This is a genomic window from Vibrio sp. J383, from assembly GCF_023503985.1.
Classification (GTDB): Bacteria; Pseudomonadota; Gammaproteobacteria; order Enterobacterales; family Vibrionaceae; genus Vibrio; species Vibrio splendidus.
This window is the reverse complement of the sequence record NZ_CP097294.1, coordinates 768,852-791,016: the sequence shown is the minus strand read 5'-3', so window position 1 is coordinate 791,016 and position 22,165 is coordinate 768,852. Positions and strand designations below refer to the sequence as shown.

Genomic DNA, 22,165 nt, shown 5'->3' with positions numbered 1-22,165 from the left:
AAAGTTGAAAGAAAAGGCTCAGCCTAAGTTAGGCTGAGCAATAATTAAGTGTTGGTCAGTTAAGATTAGTTAACTGTGATGTAGCCTTTCTTGTCAGCGATAGCTTGAGCTTCATCTGCAACCATCCAATCTAGGAATTGTTGAGTTTCAGCTGTTGGAGCGCCGGCTTTGTAAAGAACTAGGAAAGGACGAGCAACTTTGTAAGAACCGTTCTTTACGTTCTCAACTGATGCTGCTGCGCCATCGATAGTTAGAGCTTGAACTGTGTTATCTACAGTACCAAGAGAGATGAAGCCGATAGCGTATGGGTTGCTTGCTACAGAAACTTTAAGTGCGCCGTTACCGTTTGCAACTTGTGCACGTTGAGAGATAGCCGATACTTTCTTGTCGCCAATCTTCTTCTTAAGCTTCATGATGTCTTCGAATGCACCACGTGTACCAGATGCAGTATCACGAGTGATTGCTACGATTGGCTTGTCAGCACCACCAACATCTTTCCAGTTAGTGATGTCGCCTTTGTAGATTGAAGTGATTTGCTCAGCTGTAAGAGCAGATACTTCGTTATTTGGGTTAACAACAACTGCGATACCGTCACGAGCGATGACGAGCTCTTTCAGGTCAGCTGTTTTCTCTTCTTCTTTTAGGTCACGAGAAGAGATACCAAGGTCAGCACTTCCATTTTTTGCTGCTTTGATGCCTGCAGAAGAACCTGGTGCTTGAATTTCGATGAACACTGGTTCGCCTTTATTCATGTAGGTTTCTGCAAAAACTTCAACCAGTGGAGAAGCACTGTTAGAGCCAACTACAGAGATAGTTTCTTTAGCTGAAGCTGTATTCACTGTTAGAGCGCCTAGTAGTGCGATTGCACCGATAACTGTCTTTTTCATCACAAATTTCCTTTAGTGGCGTTATTGCCGTAATGTTTTGCTTGAACGAGGCCTACTTTAGAATCCGAATGTGACAGTTGTGTTTCACTTAATTGAAGCCTATATGACAACTACAATTTATTTTCTTGTTTTCCCCCTACCAAATAGCCTTGAAGCAATAAATTAGCCTCACTCATAGGCACTGAATATTCATTCCAACTTATTTAAGCCAAACCGCTCAATATCTCGCCCCCTGTCATTACCTAATACCGCACAAGGTTCCTCGTCAAATAACCCTATCTTAAAAATGGCTAAAGCCTTGTTTGTACGATAAATAATCAGAATTTATGAAATATCTATCGCATATATAAAAATAGCATCTATTACTGATTGAATTGTCATTCTCAATAGTTAGAATCACTGGTTAATAACAATAATAACAATTGCTTCTGCTCATTTACTTATTCAAAGAAGGACAATACATGCGCCAACTTCTCAGTGGCTTATCAATCAAAATACAAATTCTGATTCCAGTACTCTTTTCCGTCGTACTACTTTTGACGGGTGTCATTATCGGTGGTGACAAACTGGAAAATGCTTTTAAAGATGTATCAACAGCAACAGATCAACTGATTCTACATAAAGAAGAACTTAGCGAAATCGTCGACAACAGCTACGGCATGCGCATCAAGGCTATCTATAGCTTATTTAATCCTGACGACGTCAAAACGCTTGTCGAAACGCTAAATCAAAAACGTGACCAAAATACTCGTCTACTGAACTCGCTTGATACCGTACCAGGCATGCAAGATGAAGTAGCCGCAATGAGCAAAGCGATGAATCACTACGTTGACTTTTCTCGCACCACCATGCTTCCTCTATTAAGAGCGAAACACGGCGATGCATCACTCGCTTCAGATTTTGATAACCGCTATCAGATCGCAATCGACCAATATCGTCACGCGGGTAACGAAATGGTGCAGGCTATCAACCTCCTTTCAAAGCAACTAAACCGTATTGCCACTCAAGAAGTGGACATCAATGGCCAGCAACACACCAGCACACTCAATACCGCAACCATCGCACTGTTAGTGATTCTTTCAATTGCATTAGTCATCAGTTGGACGCTGGCTGGCATCATTGTTAAGCCGCTTAGCAATATCCAAGAAACCATGCGCGAAGTGGCAAAAGGTAACCTGCTAGTAAAAGCCGAAGAACATGGTGACAACGAAATATCTCGCCTTGCCCAAGACGTAAACAAATCTGTTGAGCAATTGCGTGACACGGTAAGCTCACTGTCTCGAATCAGTATCGAAGTGGCGTCTGCGTCTACAGAACTGGCGGCAGTAATGACGCAATCAAGTGCTAACTCTGATCAAGAGAAGCAAGAGGTTGAACAGGTTGCTTCTGCTGTAAACCAGCTAGAAAGCACAGCAGCACACGTCAACGAGAATGCAGTACAAGCCGATTCAGCTTCCAAGCAAGCCGACGAAATGGCAACACACAGTATGAGCTTGTTTAACGAGAGCAACCAAGCTAATGAGCAAATGGCAATTCAGCTGAGCGAAGCGGCAAACGTTGTAGGCACGTTAAAAGAGCACTCCGAGCAGATTGGTAAGGTAATTGAAGTAATTCAAAGCATCTCTGAGCAAACTAACCTTCTTGCACTTAATGCAGCAATCGAAGCCGCACGAGCAGGGGAAAGTGGCCGTGGTTTCGCCGTTGTTGCCGATGAAGTTCGAATGCTGGCGGCACGTACCCAAGATTCAACCAAAGAGATCCAAGCAATTATCGAAGGCTTGCAGGTTCAATCGGGTAACGCCAATGAGAGCATGAGCAGTTCACTGTCTATGTTAGAGCACAACCAAACGCTCTCAGGCGAGGTGAGCGCAGCCCTTTCTGGTATTGCTAACTCAGTAACCGACATGACTGAAATCAACACTCAGGTTGCCTCTGCCGCCGAAGAGCAAAGCCAAGTGACTGCAGACATCAACCGCAATATCTCCAACATATACAGCCTAGTAAGCCAAAACGTAACCGGCATTACCCAAGCTGCAGCAGCAAGCCACGAGCTTTCTAACTTAGCCGAGCAGCAAAAGCAGCAGTTGGATTACTTTAAGGTTTAAGGGATAAAAACATTTAGCTTTATTTACCTTGCAACTCACCCATAATAAAAAACCAGTCACTCGTGACTGGTTTTTTATTTTTGATAGATGCTCTACTGACTCAGCAAACCTTACTGACCGTTCTCAGCAGCTCTGATTCTTTCAATCGCTTCTACCCTTCTCAGCTGCTGTGGCTGAAAATGAGCTTCTCTAAGCTGGGCGATCGTCTCTTTTTGTTCAATTTCTGAGAGTGCTGAGTCATTCAAAATGTCATTTCGTTCAACAAAGTAAATCTCTAAAGCTCCATCAAAGTCCGCCCTTTGTTGATCAAGCGCTTCGAGCCGCTGTGTCGCTTCTTCACCAACCAGTTCGCTTCTCTTCAAGTATTTTCCTTGTTCATCTAGGCCTTGTGAGCTGGATAGTTGCTGTAATAACACCTGATTTTGATGACTGGCTTGAACGTAATCTGGTTGTTCAGATAGATAAGATTCAAGCCTTTGCTGATATTCTTGTTCCTCTAGCCCTTCTTGTTTCAGAAGTAACTTTTCTAAAGCGATTTCCCTCATTTTATTGTCATGGGTAAATAGAATACTTATCTCGCTCTCACTGAAAAATTGAGATTGGAGATCGAGCAGAGCTTGATTCAGTGCACGTAGGTCATCAGCGGAAATGGATGTGGTGTCGAATTGAACATCCAATGCTGTCAGTGCCGACTTGTACTCGAGGTACTTTACGAACAATGCTTCATCGACCACCGCGGCTTGTGATTGCTCATGGTGTTTTGCCACATTGTCGCGAATATCTTCGAGGGTTAATTCGGTATTGCCGGAGACGAAATATTCCATCATGTCTTTGGCTGATGCGTTATCGATTTCAGTATCTTGTTGAGAGGTAACCTTTAGTGAGGAGGCGTTCTGTTGTTTGTTGTTTAAATTTAGATTGTCTGTTTGTTCGGGCAAAAAGGTTACATATAAAAAGACCGCCGCTGTGCTCATCAGGGCTATCGTAGTTATCGACAAAATGGCGGTCTTTTTCATTATATTTTCCTTATGATCTTAACTTTTGGGCAGTGCGACCTACAGGCCAGCCAACTTCAATCGATTCGCGTGTTGGCGATATAGCGTCACGGGATCGGTCTCAAAGAGATGATGGATGCCCAACAACCCATTAATCTCGTCTAGGTGGTTCATCTTGTAATCATCACCAATCACTTTGCCCAAATGTGCGCTGCATGCTCCCACTAAACCATCATTAGGTTCATTGAATGCTAAGCCAAGGATTGTCATCGCTCCGTCGGTAGGATCGAGAAGATTGGTGAAAGTGGAGGATCCTGTCCATGAATAATAATAAACACCGTTATTGGCTTGCCATTCACCATCGCCACACTCAGACGTCGGAACGCCTTCAGGATAAAACTGATTGAATGCAAGCGAACCTTCGGTGGTCAACGCTTCAAGGGAAGCAAGGCCATCTTGATCAAGATCCGTTCCGCCAGATAATAGGTTGATAAGCGTCGTCAATCCACCAGCCAACTTAACCGCAATACCTTCCGCGGCTGAGCCTTCTGATACGGTTCCACGCACGAGGTCGGCGACTTTCGAGCCTTTATGAACACCACCAATGCTCGTCACCGAAGCAACCAAATCAGGACGTACTGATGCCACATAGCGCGCTGTTGGTCCGCCGTGGCTGTGACCAACTAGGTTCACCTTACTTGCCCCTGTCGCGGCTAACAGTGTTTCAACTTGAGCCAACAATTGCTCGCCACGTACTTCAGAGCTATTGGTCGCTGATACTTGCGCTACATAGACGCTCGCACCATCTTTGGTTAGGGATTCAGGTACGCCATAGAAGTAATCGACACCCGCTAATGTATCGAAACCAAACAGACCATGTACCAACATAATGGGGTATTTCGTTTGTGTGTATCCACTGACCTCTAATGCCGATGCGCTTGTTCCGGCATAAGCGCCAAAACTGGATAGACAGGCTATCGTCCAAATTAATATCTTTTTCAATGCTCTTTCCTTAAACAGATTAGACCTCTGATGAGTAAAAGAACCGTAGTTGATGATTTTATAAAACAGAAAATTGCAACTTGATATTTGTGATGTTGAACTTGAATTAAACAGTTGTGATGAACATTAGAAAAATAGAATCAGACCAGACATCGAAACACAATAAGCTATTGATTATATTAGCATTTAACAAGAAACCATGAAGCTATAACTTCAATTATCTTGACCAAATAAAAACCAACATTCACAAAACAATTTATCTCGTTTAGATCTGCGGCGACAAACTGGCAAGTCATAGCCCACTAAAATCGAATATTAATGATAAATCCCTCGCTTCGACTTGATCGCTTTTTAACCAGAAAGTCGTTGGAAATTTGATACTTATACCAATTATGAAACGCCAACAACCTGAATGTATTGACGTGAATTATTGATGTTAGATATAGGTCGTACCAGTTATTTACTTATCCACTTATCAACAAGCAATAGGCAACAAACAATAGGCAACAAGAAATAGACAACAAGCAACAACGTTTTGTTTGGCTCACTAAATACAAAAGAGAATACAGTGATGAAAAATACGGCTTTAATACTCGCGTTAACCATACCATTTGGGGCTTATGCTGCTGATGACTCCATACCGACACCAGAATCGATGACATCCGCACAAGTGCTCAGCACACAAGGTTCAGAGACTTATTCTTATGTTCGATGTTGGTATCGAACCGATGCATCGCACGACTCTGCAGCCACCGACTGGAAGTGGGCGAAAAAAGAAAACGGCGACGATTACACGATCAACGGATATTGGTGGTCTTCTGTTTCTTTCAAGAACATGTTCTACAGTGATACCCCACAGTCTGAAATCAAACAGCGTTGCGAACAGACTCTCGGCATCCAACATGACGCCGCTGACATTACCTACTTTGCCGCAGACAACCACTTCTCTTACAATCACTCCATCTGGACCAACGATAACGCTGTGCAAGCCAATACCATTAATCGCATTGTCACTTTTGGTGATAGCCTCTCTGACACTGGGAACCTATTTAATGGCTCTCAATGGGTTTTCCCAAATGCAAACTCATGGTTTCTAGGGCACTTTTCAAACGGTTTGGTTTGGACCGAATATTTAGCAAAAGCCAAAGACGTTCCTCTTTATAACTGGGCCGTGGGTGGCGCAGCAGGTACCAATCAATACGTGGCACTTACTGGCGTCTATGATCAAGTCACCTCTTACCTAACTTACATGAAAGTCGCTAAAAACTACCGCCCAGAAAACTCACTATTTACTCTAGAATTTGGCCTCAATGACTTTATGAATTACGACCGAGAAGTCGCTGATGTGAAAGCTGATTTCAGTAGCGCTTTAATCCGATTAACGGAATCTGGTGCGAGTAATATTCTACTGTTTACATTGCCCGATGCGACCAAAGCGCCGCAATTCAAATACTCGACAGAGCAAGAGATCATTAAAGTTCGTGGCAAGATCTTAGAGTTCAACCAATTCATCAAAGCGCAGGCCGAGTATTACCAAAGCCAGGGGGAAAACGTGGTGTTGTTCGATGCAAGTGCGCTGTTCGCCAGCATTACCGATGACCCAGAACAACATGGCTTTCGAAACGCGAGTGACGCCTGTCTTGATATCAATAGAAGCTCAGCAGCAGACTACTTACGAAGCCATAGCTTGACTAATGATTGCGCAACCTATGGTTCAGACAGCTATGTATTCTGGGGCGTGACACACCCAACGACGGCTACTCACAAATATATTGCCGATCATATTTTGGCGTACTCGTTCTCTACCTTTGATTTCTAACGAGGAAACCTCGTCGAGTATCATCAAATACCGTCTGTAAGTACCAGAAGCTAAGGGCTTACACGAAGTGCAGGTACAAAAAAACCGCCATCATCGGCGGTTTTTTATTTGCATCAACCTTTCAAAGCTAAGCTTTTAGGTCACACAAGTTGATTACTCGTCGTCCACTTTTGGTGCGACTTTCTTCTTAGGGATAAACACGGTATCACCCACAGCCACATTTTGGTGGAAGCTCTTATCGCGCTTAACCGGTTTCTTCGGCGTTTTCTTAACTTGGGTGCTGGTCTTCTTCTTCGCAGGTCCGCCTTTAGCAAAAGCAGGTTTACGAGGCTTAATACCTTTGAATTTACCTTTTAGACCTTCAAGTACAGAGAAAGTAAGATCTTGTTGAAGGTAAAGCTCAACACGCTTAAAGCTATCCCAGTCTTTTGGACCAACCAAAGAAATTGCATCACCTTTGTTACCCGCACGACCAGTACGACCGACGCGGTGCACGTACTCTTCTGTATGCTTAGGCATATCAAAGTTGATAACGTGGCTTACGTTTGGAATATCGATACCACGCGAAGCAACATCGGTTGTTACCAAGATCTTGTAAACCGCACGCTCGAACTGGCTCATGATGGCATTACGTTGCGTTTGGTTTAGGTTGCCACTCAATGCAACGGCTTTAAGCTTCTTCTCGTTTAACTTATCCGTTAAACGATCAGTATCGGCACGAGTTGCAGTGAAGATCATCACCTGACGGTATTCTGCTTCTTCAATCACACGATCTAAAATCGCTTCTTTATGATCTAGATGGTCACACAGATAGAACTTCTGAGTGATATCAAGGTGCTGTTCGTTAGAAACACCAACAGAGATACGCTTAGGTGCGTCTAGCATTTCATTTGCAATGCCATTCACTTCAGCGTGATCAAGCGTCGCAGAGAACATCAACGTTTGACGACGACGGTGCTTAGCTGCATTCGCAATGCGACGTAATTCAGGTGCGAAACCTAAATCCAGCATACGGTCAGCTTCATCAAGGATTAGCGTTTCAACACCATCTAAAAACAGTGAGCGGTGCTCAAGGTGATCAGCAAGACGGCCTGGAGTCGCAACAATAAAACGAGGGTACTTACGTAGAGCTTTAACTTGGTCGTTAAAGTTTTCGCCACCCAAGATAAGTGTTGCTTCGTAAGATAGACCGCCAAGCATGCTACGCAGCTCGCCGTAAACTTGTTTTGCTAGCTCACGAGTAGGAGCCAAAATTACACCACGAGGATCTTTAGCAGAAAACGCTTTTGTTTTTAATGCTTTATGTATCATCGGCAACACAAACGCCAATGTTTTACCTGATCCCGTTTTTGATGAAGCCAATAGATCCTTACCAGCAATAGCAACAGGGATCGCTTTTGATTGGATCTCTGTCGCCTTCTTGAAGTCGTAATGTTTTAAGTTCTTCAGTAAGCGGTTATCTAAGCCTAAATCTTTAAAGTGCAAAGGACTCTCCAGTCATGATGGTATTGAATAAAATTAATTTAACGTGACATGATACCGCGAAAGTACTTTATAAGGATAGAGATCACAGTAAATTTATCCTTTTATCTAATGTTAGCCAGAATATTGTATGCGCCGTTAGCAAAGGGGTGACTCCCCTTTCACTGCCTTATTGCCGCACCAAACACTTCATCTCAAAAGTGAGACAGATTGTGATACCTAGCTAATGACCTCAAAAATTTAGCAATTTCTTTAGTTATTGTTTTTGCAGTTAAAAAATTAGTCGCTACAATCATTAATGAAGCGACTATATGATAAAGAATGTATAGCGCATCTTTTGATGATAAATAAGCAAGGAGTTCTTATGAATAAGACGTTAATCGCAGCTGCAGCCTCAGTATTTATTTTAGCTGGTTGTTCTTCAGAGCCTGAAGAAGCAGCGGTATCAGAAATGGACCAACTAACTAACCAAGTTGCTGAGCTAACCAGCGAAGTAGAAGCACTTAAGAGTGACAAAGCGGCTGCTGAAATGAAAGCTCAAGAAGCATCTGCTGCGGCTATGGCAGCAAAAGAAGAAGCGGATCGTGCTAACGACCGTATCGACAACATTGCTGAGTCTTACACTAAGTAATTGAGATAGAAGCTCAATGAAGCTGTAGATTTCAAAAGACGTATATACATGCAGTAAATTGACAACACCACCTCTTTTAGAGGTGGTGTTTTTTATTGAGGGGAAAGAAAAAGAAAGCTATGGGGCTTTACTCACAACCGATCAAATTAGAACTCAATCACAGGCGGTGCAATTTCAACAGGCACACCATTTTGAGCAAAGATAACTGCTTTGGCTTTTGAATTAGGAAGATTAGCGTCTTCAAGCCACCATTTTAGTTCAACAGGGATTTGCAGTAATTTCTTAGAGCCATCACTTCGCGTCAAAGGTTCGTGAGCTTCAACAAATACACTTCTATCGGGCTCTAGAGACACTTTAATCGGCTCATCAATTATTGTGACTTGTTCACCACGACTCACCTGTTCAAAAAGCCACTCGATATCTTTAGGTTCCATACGGATACACCCAGAACTGACTCTCAAACCTATCCCGAAATCCTTATTAGTACCGTGTATCAGGTAGTCACCTGCACCATAAGCAAGTCGCAGTGCATACTCTCCCAAAGGGTTTTCAGGCCCTGCGGGAACCACTCTTGGTAGCTCAATCCCTTTTTCTAAGTACTCTTTGCGAATTGAGTTTGGAGGAGTCCAAGTCGGGTTTGGACGTTTTTGGCTTATCTTTGTGATCATCTCGGGAGTATCACGCCCTACTCGACCGATACCGACAGGGAAGACATGCACCTGATTTTTCTCAGGCTCAAAATAGTACAACCTCAACTCGGCAAGGTTAATCACAATACCTTTTCTCGGAGTATCCGGCAGAATCAAACGGCTAGGAATGCTTAACACATAGCCTTCAGCAGGAAGAAAAGGATCGACCCCTTTGTTTGCCGCCATTAAAGAGAGAAAGCCAATATCGTATTGCTTTGCAATGATCGCCAAGGTTTCACCCGCCGCAACTTCGTGTTGCTGTATTCTGCCCACGATACGGCTTTCTGTTGGTGGCAACTCAAAAGTTGCAGCAGACACCCACGACGAAGTCATCGCGCCAGCAAGCAAAATGATTACCCGAGCAAGTAAAGCAGTTCTCACAGCAAACAAAGTCGTTCTAGCTGTAATCAATGCGGACTTAACAGTAATCAATGTGGATTTAACAGCGACCAACGCTAGCTTATGTAACCTTGTTTTCGTCTGTAACTGTGTTTTCATCGAGTGCGAAGGCGTCGAGTTAGCGCAATACGACATACAATTCCTTGGTTTGTCTCTTTATCAAAGTTTAGATTATCGCTGATCAAACGTCTCTACAACGTATTGTTGCCTCCAAGGCAATATGCAACAGATTTATATTTCGAGCTTTATCTTTAAATATCGTGCAATTTACCCATACAAAATCGATTGCCTTTACGCTTTCAACATATTTGGTTATCAATATTAATAAAACTATAATGGCAAAGCGGTTTTGTGACTAAAGTCTCATGGAGCCTCGTTTTAACTCGCTAATATTGCCTCAACAAAACGAATTCAATTCAACAGAATCGGTAATTGATTAAATCCTGTTCCTATCATTACCGTTTAAACTTTGGAGAACGACCATGGCTACACCTCATATTAATGCTCAAGCTGGTGATTTCGCAGAAACAGTACTTATGCCGGGCGACCCGCTTCGCGCAAAATACATTGCAGAAACATTCCTTGATGACGTGAAGCAAGTTTGTGACGTTCGCAACATGTTTGGTTACACAGGCACTTACAAAGGTAAGAAAGTTTCTGTAATGGGCCACGGTATGGGTATCCCATCATGCTGCATCTACGTACACGAGCTTATCGCTGAATACGGCGTGAAAAACGTTATTCGCGTAGGTAGCTGTGGTGCGGTACGTGACGACGTTAAACTAATGGACGTTGTTATCGGTATGGGTGCTTCTACAGACTCAAAAGTAAACCGTATTCGTTTCAACAATCACGACTTCGCTGCAATCGCTGATTTCGGTCTTCTAGAAGAAGCAGTAAACCAAGCACGTGCACAAGAAGTTCCAGTTAAAGTTGGTAACGTATTCTCTGCAGACCTTTTCTACACTCCAGAAGCTGACCTTTTCGAGAAAATGGAAAAGCTAGGCATCCTTGGTGTTGATATGGAAGCGGCTGGTATCTACGGTGTTGCTGCGGATCTTGGTGCTAAAGCACTAACTATCCTAACAGTGTCTGACCACATCATCCGTGGTGAGAAATTAAGCTCTGAAGATCGTCAAAAATCTTTCAACGACATGATGAAAGTTGCTCTAGAGACTGCAATCAACATCTAACGACTTGAATAAGATACATTGAAAAGCGTTACCCCGCAGCCAAGCTTACTTGGCTGCTCAAATAATCCCGAGGGGGAGATCGTGTCTAACGACAAGCTGCCAAAAGATGCGGATGGTTTGCAACTCAACTTTTGTAAAACATTGGCGTGTGACAACTTTGGCTTGAGCGATGCAAAACGGTATGTTTTGCAACACGCAAACCCTAAGCGTCCGGCGATGGTTTGTCGTGAATGTGGAGCTTTCCCCCCCTTACTTAACAATCGTGAAGTGTTAAGCGAACTTCATCGCCTAAGACAACTTCACAGCGATGGGCTCCCTGCTTGTCGTAATGATGATTGCGATAACTTCGGCTTATCGGTTCATACCCACAAACATCTTTATCATGCCTTCGGCTACAGTGGCGACAGGCAGCGTTATCGATGCAAAGACTGCCAATCAACCTTCGTTGATAAATGGTCTGGATCCAATAAAAAACTCCAATTTCAAGAAAACCTCATGGGCTTACTGTTCATGGGCTATTCCGTACGTGAAATCTGTAGAAAATTAGAGATCAATCCAAAGACTTTCTATGATCATGTTGACCATATCGCGAGCCGTTGTCGTCGTAAATTAGCGATGATCGATGCACGATGGGTTAACCATGCGAAAGATTACGAGTTCGCATCCCACTACCAGCGTCTACAGCCACAAAGTAACAACGGTGTGGTCTGGATAGCGACTGGTGAAGCGCATTCTGGTTATATCCTTTGCCAACACGTCAACTATTCTCAAAATGAAGAGCCTTCAGGGAATGTTGATCACAATCCTTACGATGACGTTGCGCGTTTTGTATCCAAAGATCACTCATCAGAAGCGAACCTCGAACAACCTCAGCCATCTGACAAGTTGAAAGAGCGTATTGAACAGCAGTACCAAGTGATTCTAGCGAGAGGTAACGTTGAGGATCCTATGGGTAACCTCACCACATTTAGCTACCCTTCAAAAGGCGCGCTGATTCGACCGCCTTATACCTCTTATGCTCACTTCTTACATGTGCTTGATATGTGTAATGAAGACAAGCATGTCGCTATCTATATGCCACAAGATCCATTACTAAGATCTGCCGCTTTAAGTGTATGTTTGCCGCGCATTCAGAGTCAAAATATTGACCTTATGTATGTAGAGGAAGATCCTGGCTGGCAAGACGATCAAAGCTTCGAAAAGATCGACATCGTTCACATGAGTTGGTGGCGCGATCGTTGGGCTATCGCAAATCAAGGTGATAACCAGAAAGGCATTTGCTACCTAACGGGTAACAATCCAGAACCAAAACAGTGGTTTAACACTGCCTCAATTCAGCAAACCAAGTTCTATCAACAACGCTTCCAGCTGTTATTTGATAGCTTCATTAATGAGCCCAGACGTAAGCTTCGTCCTGGGGGCATTCTTCCATTGCTCGACATATTTAGAGCTTGGCACAATCTGTGCTACCAAGATAAGCAAGGGCTCACGGCAGCGCAGCGCTTAGGTGTAGCAGAGCAGCCATTGACCCTAAAGCAACTACTTTCATAGAAACAGACCTCTAGATAATTATTCGGGAACTCATTGATTTTAAAGCAACAACATGAGGTAACACCCATAATTGGAAAAGATACATGTTCCTTTAAGGCCCTAAGAAAGATAATTGGTGCTTATCTCAAATCACACTCTTATAATGATTGTGTTATCAATATGTTCGATAATTATGGATCTAACTCTTGGACAAAAATCAGTACCTTCTTGAAACAGAACTAGAACAACTCAAAACTCGTGTCGACTCTGAGCCATCGGTGATCCTAGAGATTGCTCAACAGTGCCTAGTCCGATCGGAGCAAGTTCTGTTTGAAGAGGGTGCTATCCAGTCGTTAATGTTAATGGCAAGGTGTAGCTGGAACCTGATGGATTACCAAAAAGGTTTGAAGTACATCAAGGAAGCCTACAAGCGCCAGAACCGATTAGATACCGACCTTTTCCTCCCTGAAATCCTCCATTTACACGCGCTCCAGTACTGGGGACAAGCCAAGTACTATTCCGCCCAACAGTTCTGGATCAATGCCTTAGAGCAATCTGCACTGGTTGATGAAGTCGAGATTCAAATTGAATGTCTCATTGGGCTTGGCAACATCTGGCGAATGACTCATGAATATAAGCTTGCACGTTCTACCCACCAGCTTGCCGTTAAAGTGGCTAACAACAGCCGCATTGGTTGGCTAGAGGGCAAAGCAAGAATACTGCTCGCTTGGGATTACTACCTGCTTAACAACTATGTTGAAATGCTTTCGGTACTCGACGGTGCAGAAGAAGCATTAAAAGAGCATAAAGATAACACTTGGCATGCCGAAGTATGGGACTTTCGAGGCCTTGCTCTGCTTGGGCTTGAACGTCTAGATGATGCAGAGCGCGCGACAGCCAAAGCGCACAATCTAGCCGTAGAACACAACCTCGTTTGGATGAAAGCGCACTCTTACATCAGTCGAGCTCGATTGGAGCTCCTGAGAAAAAGACCAGAACATGCGGCAGAATTGCTGAAACTCGCTGAACACTCTGCAAATGAATTCGATAATGGTGAGTTGCTTAGCCAAATTTGTTACCAACAATCCTTGGTTGCAGAAGAAAACCAAGATTTCAAAGCTGCGTTGGTCGCCTTTAAAAAGTACCGTCAATATTCCATCGGTATGCTTAAAGAGCAAACTAATCGTGTCGGTTTAGACAAAGCGCGCAGTTCAAAACGCCAGCTTGAACAGAGAGCACGAAAGCTGATTAATCGTATTCGTGGCCAGCATGAGTACGATCCTGAAAAGCACCTCTCTTATGTCGTTTCTGAAACCTTTTGGTGGGAGAAGCTGGTCCTCTTTAAGACAGAACTTAAGCGTTCGAACCACAGCATCATTATGTTCCATCATGTCGATACCGATTACTTAGATGTCTGTACCGAGATTGCTCATACGTTGTGTAATCAAAGCGACTTCATCGCTAGGCTGAGTTCAGAGCGTGTTGCTATGATGCTTTCAGAGAAAGGCGAAGCCGCAGAACAAACCTTCCAAACTCTCAGCACCATGCTAGAAATATATCCATGGCATAGAAAAGGATTAAAAGGTTCGAGACCTACCGTCAGCCTCAATGATATTTTGACGTTCCCGTTCACTCTTGAACAATTAGAAGAAGACGATGCTGAGGTAATAGAATAATGGAAACCCTATTACGCAAGATCACAGATGCTGGTTTAGACCCTTCATCGGTATCGGGTGAAGAAGCGATCATATTCTGGAACCACATTCGCCAGCACGTTTCGACCACGCAAACTGAGCAAGCGCACTGCTATATCATCAGCTCTGAGTACCGTGCCGAGTTACAACAGAATCAAACCAGTATCGAAGAACTCAGGCTTGCACTCGACCTACTCCACCTTCCTGTAGATATCGAAGACATTCTCACAGTAAAGACCAGCCTAAGCGATCGCTTAGTTGAAATTGGTGATTACACATCGGCACTGAATGAATTCGTCAGCTCATCGACAATCGCGGTTGAACATGGCCATATCGATGAATATGTATTAGCAATTTTAGGCATGGGGAACCTGTGTGATGCCTATGGTGATCACAACAGAGCTCTTCGCTATTACCAAAAAATCAGCAGCATAGACCACGCGATAAGCAGTCGCTCACTTCGCCTCAAATTCAAGCTGCATATGGTAGCAAGCCTACTTCTGCTCAACCGCATTACTGCAGCCAGCGATTTACTGAATGAGTGCGAAGAATTAAGTATTCTAGTGAGTGACAAGTTGCTCACAGCTCAAATATTGCTTTACCAGGCGAAAGTGCTTCGTGCTAAGAAGAAATACCACGAAGCCTTACGTTGCCTATCAAAAGTTCAATACCCAGCCAACAGCACTCAAGCAAGCTGGCTCGCGACCATGACTCGTCTCGAGTTAGCACATTGCCTAAGTGCAACCGGAAAGCAAGACTATGCGAGCATGATTTTGTCGAGCACAGACAAACGTGTAAAAGCCTACTCATCGCCAGTGCTTGCAAAGCGTTTCTATGACTCTTTGAGTGACGTATGTATGAATCAGGGCCGTTTTCAAGAAGCTCTGAGCTATGAGAAAAAAGGTTACCGAATTGAAACGGATCTGATGAAGCAGATCCCGATCAGCGAACTCGGTGCAAGCCAACTACGCCGCCTATCGCGTTTTGAGTTACAACTAAAACTCATTCTCTCTGAACAAGAAAATAGAGAACTCAAAGAGACGACTGAACAGCACAAGAATACAGTTGCTCAACTACAACAAGATGTTTTCACCGACCCACTGACCGGGTTACACAACCGTCGATGGTTAGATGTAAAACTAAAAGACCTGTTGCTTCACGAAGCACCTTTCGCCTTGATGGTTGTTGATATCGACCACTTTAAGTCTATCAATGATGAACTAAGCCACTTAGTGGGTGATAAAGCGATTGTCAGCGTTTCTCAAGAGCTGCGCTCATACTTTAAGTTTAGAGGCGCGTCATGTGTCAGATTTGGTGGAGAAGAGTTCCTCGTCATTCTAGAGAACACGGATCTTCCCAAAGCAGAAATGCACTCTGAAAATTATCGAGAGCGCATCTTCCAATTCGGATGGCATGAAATACTCGGAGAACGCGGTTTAACCGTGAGTATCGGTATCACTTTACATCGCGATGGAGAAAATACTCAGCGTACCTTCTACCGTGCCGATAAAGCGCTATACCGAGCTAAAGCCAACGGCCGTAATCAAGTGTGTACAGAGTAGTGGCATGTAGCTCTGTAGCTCTGTAGCTCTGTAGCTCTGTAGCTCTGTAGCTAAGCCTGCATCTTATTGATAAAAGAACAGAGATATTCCAGCAAGAGCAGCAAGCGTCCCGATGACGCTTTGCTTTGACACTTTCTCCCCTTTAATCGCATAAATCACCAAAATAAAGACCGGACTGGTCGCTATCAATGTTTGTGCAATCGCAGGATTGGCATTCTTCAATGCAACTTGCTGAAGCCACAATGCGAGAAACGTTCCGACAAATATCGCCCCTAACAACCAAAGCTTGTCGAGTTTAGTCATTTCCCATAAATCTCTTTTTATCGATGAATACGGCTTCTTTTCAACAAAAGGGATAATCAGCATTACTGCAAACACACCTATCGTGAGACGAATCAGTGCACCTAATAATGGTGGGATATCACCCGCCACTAACGCGTAATGAGAAATCACCACACCGGATGCCTGACAAACACTCGCCACAAGCCCATAACCAATGCCACCCCACCGTGCTTTGTCATTCGATTCACCGCTCGCCGATTTTGATGGTTGGAAGACAACGAAGGTCACTGCTAGTGTTGTAATCACGACTCCGAGCCAACTTTGCAACGTTAATGCGGCACCAAGAAACATGAGTGCCAGCACACCAGAAAGAGGCGGTGCTAAAGATTCCAGTAACAGCGTCTTATTGGCACCGATTCTTTTCAACGCCGCAAAATAGGCGCTGTCTCCAATCGCAATACCAATCACACCTGAAATTGCCAATATCAGAAAATGGTTGGTGCTCAATTCAAATTCAGGCATCGGTATTAACGGCATGACCAACAGCATCATGCCAGAGGCTACTACACCCTTAACAATGTTCAATTGCATCGCAGAGAAGCGATGTCCAAATTGCCCATAGATCCATGTCGCACATGCCCACACAATTGCAGCGCCAATGGCCGCCAATTCACCTATATACATCCGTATTTATCCCTTGTGGTTATGCACGTCATTTAGAATCGTAGCTGTCATCATTTCAGCTGAAATACCAACCAGAAAGCCGAAATAGCCTCTTCAAACGCGATGAGATTTTATAAGATTCATCAATGCTTTTATTCGCATTAGAAGCGACAACACATTATTTTCAACTCGGTAAATCATTTTTATAACAATTACTTGGATGATAGCGTAGTATATTTATAACTAATATCTAACATTACAAGGATCTGTTATGTTTTTAGACTACTTTGCGCTCGGCTTACTTATTTTCGTAGCATTAGTAATCTTTTACGGCATCATCGTTATTCACGATATTCCCTATGAAATTGCGAAAGAACGCAATCACCCTCATCAAGATGCTATTCACGTCTCAGGCTGGGTTAGCCTATTCACCTTACATACTATTTGGCCATTTCTTTGGATTTGGGCAACATTATGGCGCAAAGATCGTGGTTGGGGCTTCGCTAAATTAGAAGAAGAACAACACGATATTCATCATCGCGTCGATATTCTCATCGATCAAGTGAGTACTCTTCAGGAAGAAATCGCACAGCTCAAGCAAGCAGGTGCTGAGCAAAGCAGTCCAGAGAAAGAGACAAACAACGTTCAAGATCAGGAGGCTAAGTAATGGATTTACTGCTGATAATGACCTATGCGGCGCTTTGTATCACCATTTTCAAGGTGTTCAATATACCGCTAAATAAATGGACAGTACCTACTGCCGTACTTGGAGGTGTGATCATAGTAGGTACCCTAATTCTACTAATGAACTACAACCATCCATTTACACAAATCGGTAACCAAGTTTACTCAACAACGCCAGTCGTTTCAGGCGTTAGGGGTAAAGTTATCGAAGTGCCAGTAGAAGCGAACAAACCTCTGAAGCAAGGGGATATTCTTTTCAAAATAGACCCAGTTCCATTCGAAGCTGAAGTCGCAAGGTTAGAAGCCAAGGTAAAAGAAGCAAGCCAAGGTGCGCTTGGAATGGAATCTGAAGTGGTTGAAGCAGAGGCTGCAAAAATCAAAGCCATCGCGGAAAGAGATAAAGCCCAACGTGAGTTTTCTCGTTACAAGCGCGGTTACGACAGTGGCGCTTTTACCGAGCAGCAATTGGATACTCGCAGACAAGCTTACAAAGCATCGGAAGCGGCCGTGAAAGTGGCAGATGCAAACCTAGAACAAACAAAGATCGCCTTGAACTCTGAAATAGGTGGCGAGAATACAGCGGTTTTAAGCTTATTGGCTGAATTACGTAAAGCTCAGTTTGATTTAGAACAAACCGTGGTTCGAGCTCCCACTGACGGATACGTTACGCAACTAGCATTACGCCCAGGTGTAATGGCAGTTCCACTTCCTTTAGCTCCCGTGATGACGTTTGTTCACACAGAGGAGCAGTTCTATACCGCTGCATTTAGACAAAACTCGCTACAGCGTCTACAACCGGGTTACGAAGCTGAGTTCTTGTTTAGAGCATTGCCAGGAAAAGTATTTAAAGGACGTATTGATGAAGTAATTCCAGCTATTGGTGAGAGCCAATTTCAAGCTAGAGGCGCGCTTCTAGGTACTGATGCGTTGCGTACCAGTGGTCGTGTGTTTGTTAAATTGAGCATCACTGATGATCTGTCTGACTACCATTTACCTATGGGTACCGCGGTTGAAGTTGCCGTTTATTCTGACAGCTTCACTCACGTGTCTATCATGCGTAAGGTCCTTATTCGCATGAAGAGTTGGCAAAACTATCTATATCTCGACCACTAACTATATCTAGACAACTAAACGGTCGTAGATATGTGACGAACCCGCTTAACACATTGTTAAGACGAATGAAAAGCCAGACTCGCTCTGGCTTTTTTGTTGCTTGATTAACCGTAAAATTGCGCTTTTTACACGATATTTAAATGTTCAGATGGAATATTAGACATCTAGACACTTACCTTCCCTTATGGAAGTGTTCTACTGTATAATGCGCGCCTTATTTTTTATATTTGCCCAAAAAACGTTCTCATTGAGACGCATATTAATAATGGTGAATATTCGTTCTTTATTAAGCTTTATCTTTCAGTATTCGAGGTTATCTATGAACTTTTCAGCTAAAACAGTGGTCGTTATTGCCATTGGCGCGGCACTGTACGGCATTGGTGGTTTACCTATGTTTGGTGTCCCAGTGTTTGCGAACACGACATTGAAACCAGCGATGGCAGTCCTAGCACTGTTTTCTGTTTTGTTCGGCCCAATTGTTGGATTCTTGGTTGGCTTTATCGGTCACTGGGTAACGGATTTATTTGCTGGTTGGGGCGTATGGTTAACTTGGGTATTAGGCTCAGGTATCGTAGGTATGGTTATCGGTTTGTTCCCGATGATGACCAAAAACCGCCTTCAGCAAGGCGAACTACCAATGAAAGATTTTGTGTTGTTTGTGATTCTGGCTCTCGCGGGTAACGTCGTGGGTTACGGCTGCTCTGCGTTCCTAGATACTATCTTATATGCAGAACCGTTTACTAAAGTCTTCACTCAACTGTCTATCATCGCAGCGGGTAACACCGTTCTGATCGCTGTTGTGGGCTTCCTGATCCTAAAATCAGTCGCTAAACGCAACAAACAAAGCCGCAACCTGACTGAGGCATAAGCGATAATGACTATAGCATTTTCGAACTTCTCTTTTAGATATGAGTCGCTGGATAAACCGACGCTAAAAAATATCAATCTAAGGATAGAGAAAGGAGAGAAAATCGTCATTATTGGACCAAGTGGCAGTGGTAAATCTACCCTAGGTCAATGTCTCAATGGTCTTATACCTCATGCAATCAAAGGAGAGGTAACTGGCTCTTTAGAGATCAACGGCAAGAATATCTCTGAGTTTTCGATGCACGATTATACCGAGCAGGTAGGCACAGTATTGCAAGATACTGACAGCCAATTTGTGGGTTTGAGTATCGGTGAAGATATCGCATTCGCATTAGAAAACCAGTTGATGTCGAACATTGACATGTACCCGTTAGTTAAGTCGACTGCAAAAATGGTTGACCTAGCGGACATGCTTGAGCGCTCGCCACACGATCTTTCAGGTGGTCAAAAGCAGCGTGTATCGCTAGCAGGCATCTTAGTTGATGACGTTGATATCTTGCTGTTTGATGAGCCTTTAGCAAGTCTTGACCCTAAGACAGGCAAGGCGACCATCGAGATCATCGACCAACTTCATAACGAAACCAACAAGACTATCGTGATTATCGAGCATCGCCTTGAGGATGTCCTGCATCGTGATATTGATCGTGTGATCTTAATGGAACGCGGTGAAATCGTCGCGGATATGACTCCCGATGAAATTTTAGCGTCTAAGTTGCTTGATACACACGGTATTCGTGAGCCTCTTTACTTATCTGCGCTTAAAGCAGCGAAAGCCCCACTAACCTGCGAAGATAAACTGTCAAACCTCAAAGCTTTGGATTACAAAAGGTTCCGCCCAGCAGTTCAAGCTTGGTTTGCTGATCGCCCTGCCCCAGCTGCAGAAAAGCAGTATCAACCTTTACTCGAAGTTCATGGTCTGACTTATTCTTACGACGGCGAGAAGAACGCACTCGAAGATGTGAGCTTCAAGATTGGCAAAGGCGAGTTTGTTTCGATTTTGGGCAAGAACGGTTCGGGTAAATCTACCATCACCAAACTCATCATGGGTGTGATCGATGCCGATTCAGGTTCTTCCTATCTAAATGGTGAAGACTTATCTGAGCTTTCTATCTTTGAAAGAAGCCAGAAAGTCGGTGTCGTGATGCAGAACCCAAATCATATGATCTCGCATCATATGATTTTTGACGAGATTGCTTTTGGTCTTCGTAACCGCAATATTGCAGAAGAGCTGATTACAGAAAAAGTAGAGCATGTTCTTGAGCTATGTGGGCTGAGCAAGTTCCGCCACTGGCCGATCGAAGCTCTGAGCTACGGCCAAAAAAAACGTGTAACCATCGCTTCTATCTTAGTGCTGGAACCTGAGCTTCTTATCTTGGATGAGCCGACAGCAGGTCAAGACTACCGTAACTACACATCCATGCTGGCATTCATCCAAAAGCTTAACCGTGATTTGGGTATTACTGTGGTGATCATCTCACACGACATGCATCTCGTTCTAGAGTACACCACACGTTCGATCGTAATCGCTGACAGCAAGCTTATTGCCAATGCAGCCATGACGGAAGTGTTTAGTCAGCCATCGCTTCTAGAACGTGCAAACCTCTGTACCACTAGTATTTATGAACTCGCGACTATGATGAAAATCGACGATACCAATGCGTTTATGCAGTACTTCATCGACTACGAGAGAAGTTCTCTATGAACGCATCAAAAGTAAAATTCGGCATCAACTACATTGATACCAAATCCCCTCTGCACGCATTAAATGGCATCACGAAATTTGCACTCTTCTTAGCTTGGGTAACCGTGGTATTGACTACGTTCGACCTGAGATTGATTACGCTGCTTATTATGACTGGTTTATACCTATTAAAGCTCACCAATGTGCCTATACGCGTGTATAAACCTTTGTTATTAGGTACGGCGAGTGTCTTAAGTCTAAATGCTTTATTCATGTTCCTGCTTGCTCCACAGCAAGGCACTGAGCTCATCGGTAGTGAGAACATATTGTTAACGCTACCTGGCAACCATTCGTTGAGCCAAGAGACGCTGTTTTACTTAGTCACGGTAACACTTAAGTACATGAGCATGTTCCCGATTGCGTTAATCTTTGTCTTCACTACACACCCAACTGAGTTTGCAGCTAGCCTCAACCGTATCGGTGTTCCATACAAGATTGCGTATGCGGTGAGCTTAACACTACGTTATTTACCTGAAGTTAAAAAAGACTTCATTAATATCATGCATGCTCAGCAGGCTCGCGGTGTGGAACTGTCGAAAAAGGCACCACTCATTACACGTATTAAAAATGTCGCTAAAGTTCTTGGACCATTGATTTTTTCTAGTTTGGACAGAGCAGACGAGATTTCAAATGCAATGACACTGCGAGGTTTTGGTCGACACAAGGCACGTACTTGGTATAGCTATGCGCCTTTGAAACGTGTCGACTTTGTTTGTTTAACCGTTATTACATTAGTCGTGATACTCGCAATCACAAAGAGAGCACTCGAGGATCAACTGTTCTGGTACCCTTTCTAAACTTCGCAAACTCTACACACACATACCCAA

General features: G+C 43.7%; 18 protein-coding genes. 12 read left to right on the top strand and 6 right to left on the bottom strand.

Going from position 1 to position 22,165, the window contains the following annotated elements:
• Positions 1 to 65: 65 nt before the first annotated feature.
• Positions 66 to 887 carry a phosphate ABC transporter substrate-binding protein gene (locus tag M4S28_RS19980; RefSeq protein WP_004732042.1) on the bottom strand — a complete coding sequence of 274 codons (822 nt, stop codon included), beginning with the start codon at positions 885 to 887 and terminating at the stop codon, positions 66 to 68.
• Positions 888 to 1,348: 461 nt separating this feature from the next.
• On the opposite strand from M4S28_RS19980, the gene M4S28_RS19975 reads away from it, so the two are divergent.
• Positions 1,349 to 2,992, top strand: coding sequence for a methyl-accepting chemotaxis protein (locus M4S28_RS19975; protein WP_029405104.1), 1,644 nt, complete (start codon positions 1,349 to 1,351; stop codon positions 2,990 to 2,992).
• Positions 2,993 to 3,102: 110 nt separating this feature from the next.
• Here M4S28_RS19975 and M4S28_RS19970 read toward each other — a convergent pair whose 3' ends face one another.
• Positions 3,103 to 4,008, bottom strand: coding sequence for a lipase secretion chaperone (locus M4S28_RS19970; RefSeq protein ID WP_249633620.1), 906 nt, complete (start codon positions 4,006 to 4,008; stop codon positions 3,103 to 3,105).
• A gap of 39 nt (positions 4,009 to 4,047) precedes the next feature.
• On the bottom strand, positions 4,048 to 4,989 hold the full coding sequence (locus M4S28_RS19965; RefSeq protein ID WP_017086552.1) for a lipase family alpha/beta hydrolase: 942 nt from the start codon (positions 4,987 to 4,989) through the stop codon (positions 4,048 to 4,050).
• A gap of 571 nt (positions 4,990 to 5,560) precedes the next feature.
• On the opposite strand from M4S28_RS19965, the gene M4S28_RS19960 reads away from it, so the two are divergent.
• Positions 5,561 to 6,808 carry an SGNH/GDSL hydrolase family protein gene (locus M4S28_RS19960; protein WP_249633747.1) on the top strand — a complete coding sequence of 416 codons (1,248 nt, stop codon included), beginning with the start codon at positions 5,561 to 5,563 and terminating at the stop codon, positions 6,806 to 6,808.
• A 153-nt stretch (positions 6,809 to 6,961) separates the two neighbouring features.
• Here M4S28_RS19960 and M4S28_RS19955 read toward each other — a convergent pair whose 3' ends face one another.
• Positions 6,962 to 8,293: a DEAD/DEAH box helicase gene (locus M4S28_RS19955; protein WP_004732064.1), complete on the bottom strand. Its 1,332-nt coding sequence runs from the start codon at positions 8,291 to 8,293 to the stop codon at positions 6,962 to 6,964.
• A gap of 361 nt (positions 8,294 to 8,654) precedes the next feature.
• Here M4S28_RS19955 and M4S28_RS19950 point away from each other — a divergent pair, with 361 nt between their 5' ends.
• Complete coding sequence (locus tag M4S28_RS19950; protein WP_029223276.1) at positions 8,655 to 8,921, top strand: Lpp/OprI family alanine-zipper lipoprotein; 267 nt, start codon at positions 8,655 to 8,657, stop codon at positions 8,919 to 8,921.
• A 146-nt stretch (positions 8,922 to 9,067) separates the two neighbouring features.
• On the opposite strand, the gene M4S28_RS19945 is transcribed toward M4S28_RS19950, so the two are convergent.
• Positions 9,068 to 10,144, bottom strand: coding sequence for a L,D-transpeptidase family protein (locus M4S28_RS19945; RefSeq protein WP_249633619.1), 1,077 nt, complete (start codon positions 10,142 to 10,144; stop codon positions 9,068 to 9,070).
• A gap of 347 nt (positions 10,145 to 10,491) precedes the next feature.
• On the opposite strand from M4S28_RS19945, the gene deoD reads away from it, so the two are divergent.
• The 4 genes from deoD to M4S28_RS19925 all read left to right on the top strand — a co-directional run bounded on the left by deoD (position 10,492) and on the right by M4S28_RS19925 (position 15,988).
• Positions 10,492 to 11,202, top strand: coding sequence for a purine-nucleoside phosphorylase (gene deoD, locus M4S28_RS19940; protein ID WP_004732072.1), 711 nt, complete (start codon positions 10,492 to 10,494; stop codon positions 11,200 to 11,202).
• Positions 11,203 to 11,283: 81 nt separating this feature from the next.
• A complete protein-coding gene (locus M4S28_RS19935; RefSeq protein ID WP_004732073.1) occupies positions 11,284 to 12,753 on the top strand; it encodes a hypothetical protein in 1,470 nt (489 codons plus the stop codon).
• A 185-nt stretch (positions 12,754 to 12,938) separates the two neighbouring features.
• Positions 12,939 to 14,408 (top strand): hypothetical protein, encoded by a 1,470-nt coding sequence (locus M4S28_RS19930; protein WP_102499697.1) that lies wholly within the window; start codon positions 12,939 to 12,941, stop codon positions 14,406 to 14,408.
• Positions 14,408 to 15,988 carry a GGDEF domain-containing protein gene (locus tag M4S28_RS19925; RefSeq protein WP_017094635.1) on the top strand — a complete coding sequence of 527 codons (1,581 nt, stop codon included), beginning with the start codon at positions 14,408 to 14,410 and terminating at the stop codon, positions 15,986 to 15,988. The genes M4S28_RS19930 and M4S28_RS19925 overlap by 1 nt, the downstream gene beginning before the upstream one ends.
• Positions 15,989 to 16,051: 63 nt before the next feature.
• Here the strand turns inward: M4S28_RS19925 and M4S28_RS19920 are convergent, their stop codons facing one another.
• Entirely contained in the window at positions 16,052 to 16,954 is a 903-nt protein-coding gene (locus M4S28_RS19920) for a DMT family transporter (RefSeq protein WP_249633618.1), read from the bottom strand.
• Positions 16,955 to 17,204: 250 nt separating this feature from the next.
• Here M4S28_RS19920 and M4S28_RS19915 point away from each other — a divergent pair, with 250 nt between their 5' ends.
• From M4S28_RS19915 to M4S28_RS19895, 5 genes are all read left to right on the top strand, one after another.
• Entirely contained in the window at positions 17,205 to 17,600 is a 396-nt protein-coding gene (locus M4S28_RS19915) for a DUF3302 domain-containing protein (RefSeq protein WP_017064245.1), read from the top strand.
• The gene (locus M4S28_RS19910) at positions 17,600 to 18,730 is read left to right on the top strand and encodes an HlyD family secretion protein (protein ID WP_102498131.1); all 1,131 of its coding nucleotides are present in this window, start codon (positions 17,600 to 17,602) and stop codon (positions 18,728 to 18,730) included. The genes M4S28_RS19915 and M4S28_RS19910 overlap by 1 nt, the downstream gene beginning before the upstream one ends.
• 319 nt (positions 18,731 to 19,049) lie before the next feature.
• Complete coding sequence (locus tag M4S28_RS19905) at positions 19,050 to 19,598, top strand: ECF-type riboflavin transporter substrate-binding protein (protein WP_004732085.1); 549 nt, start codon at positions 19,050 to 19,052, stop codon at positions 19,596 to 19,598.
• Between the two features lie 6 nt (positions 19,599 to 19,604).
• Positions 19,605 to 21,299: an ABC transporter ATP-binding protein gene (locus M4S28_RS19900; protein WP_108086138.1), complete on the top strand. Its 1,695-nt coding sequence runs from the start codon at positions 19,605 to 19,607 to the stop codon at positions 21,297 to 21,299.
• Complete coding sequence (locus M4S28_RS19895) at positions 21,296 to 22,135, top strand: energy-coupling factor transporter transmembrane component T family protein (protein ID WP_249633617.1); 840 nt, start codon at positions 21,296 to 21,298, stop codon at positions 22,133 to 22,135. Before M4S28_RS19900 ends, M4S28_RS19895 begins: the two co-directional genes overlap by 4 nt.
• Positions 22,136 to 22,165: the final 30 nt, after the last annotated feature.

Coding starts and splice junctions, on each gene's coding strand:
- M4S28_RS19980 (WP_004732042.1), bottom strand. CDS start 887: ATGAAAAAGACAGTTATCGGTGCAATCGCACTACTAGGCGCTCTAACA.
- M4S28_RS19975 (WP_029405104.1), top strand. CDS start 1,349: ATGCGCCAACTTCTCAGTGGCTTATCAATCAAAATACAAATTCTGATT.
- M4S28_RS19970 (WP_249633620.1), bottom strand. CDS start 4,008: ATGAAAAAGACCGCCATTTTGTCGATAACTACGATAGCCCTGATGAGC.
- M4S28_RS19960 (WP_249633747.1), top strand. CDS start 5,561: ATGAAAAATACGGCTTTAATACTCGCGTTAACCATACCATTTGGGGCT.
- M4S28_RS19950 (WP_029223276.1), top strand. CDS start 8,655: ATGAATAAGACGTTAATCGCAGCTGCAGCCTCAGTATTTATTTTAGCT.
- M4S28_RS19945 (WP_249633619.1), bottom strand. CDS start 10,144: ATGTCGTATTGCGCTAACTCGACGCCTTCGCACTCGATGAAAACACAG.
- deoD (WP_004732072.1), top strand. CDS start 10,492: ATGGCTACACCTCATATTAATGCTCAAGCTGGTGATTTCGCAGAAACA.
- M4S28_RS19925 (WP_017094635.1), top strand. CDS start 14,408: ATGGAAACCCTATTACGCAAGATCACAGATGCTGGTTTAGACCCTTCA.
- M4S28_RS19920 (WP_249633618.1), bottom strand. CDS start 16,954: ATGTATATAGGTGAATTGGCGGCCATTGGCGCTGCAATTGTGTGGGCA.
- M4S28_RS19915 (WP_017064245.1), top strand. CDS start 17,205: ATGTTTTTAGACTACTTTGCGCTCGGCTTACTTATTTTCGTAGCATTA.
- M4S28_RS19910 (WP_102498131.1), top strand. CDS start 17,600: ATGGATTTACTGCTGATAATGACCTATGCGGCGCTTTGTATCACCATT.
- M4S28_RS19905 (WP_004732085.1), top strand. CDS start 19,050: ATGAACTTTTCAGCTAAAACAGTGGTCGTTATTGCCATTGGCGCGGCA.
- M4S28_RS19900 (WP_108086138.1), top strand. CDS start 19,605: ATGACTATAGCATTTTCGAACTTCTCTTTTAGATATGAGTCGCTGGAT.
- M4S28_RS19895 (WP_249633617.1), top strand. CDS start 21,296: ATGAACGCATCAAAAGTAAAATTCGGCATCAACTACATTGATACCAAA.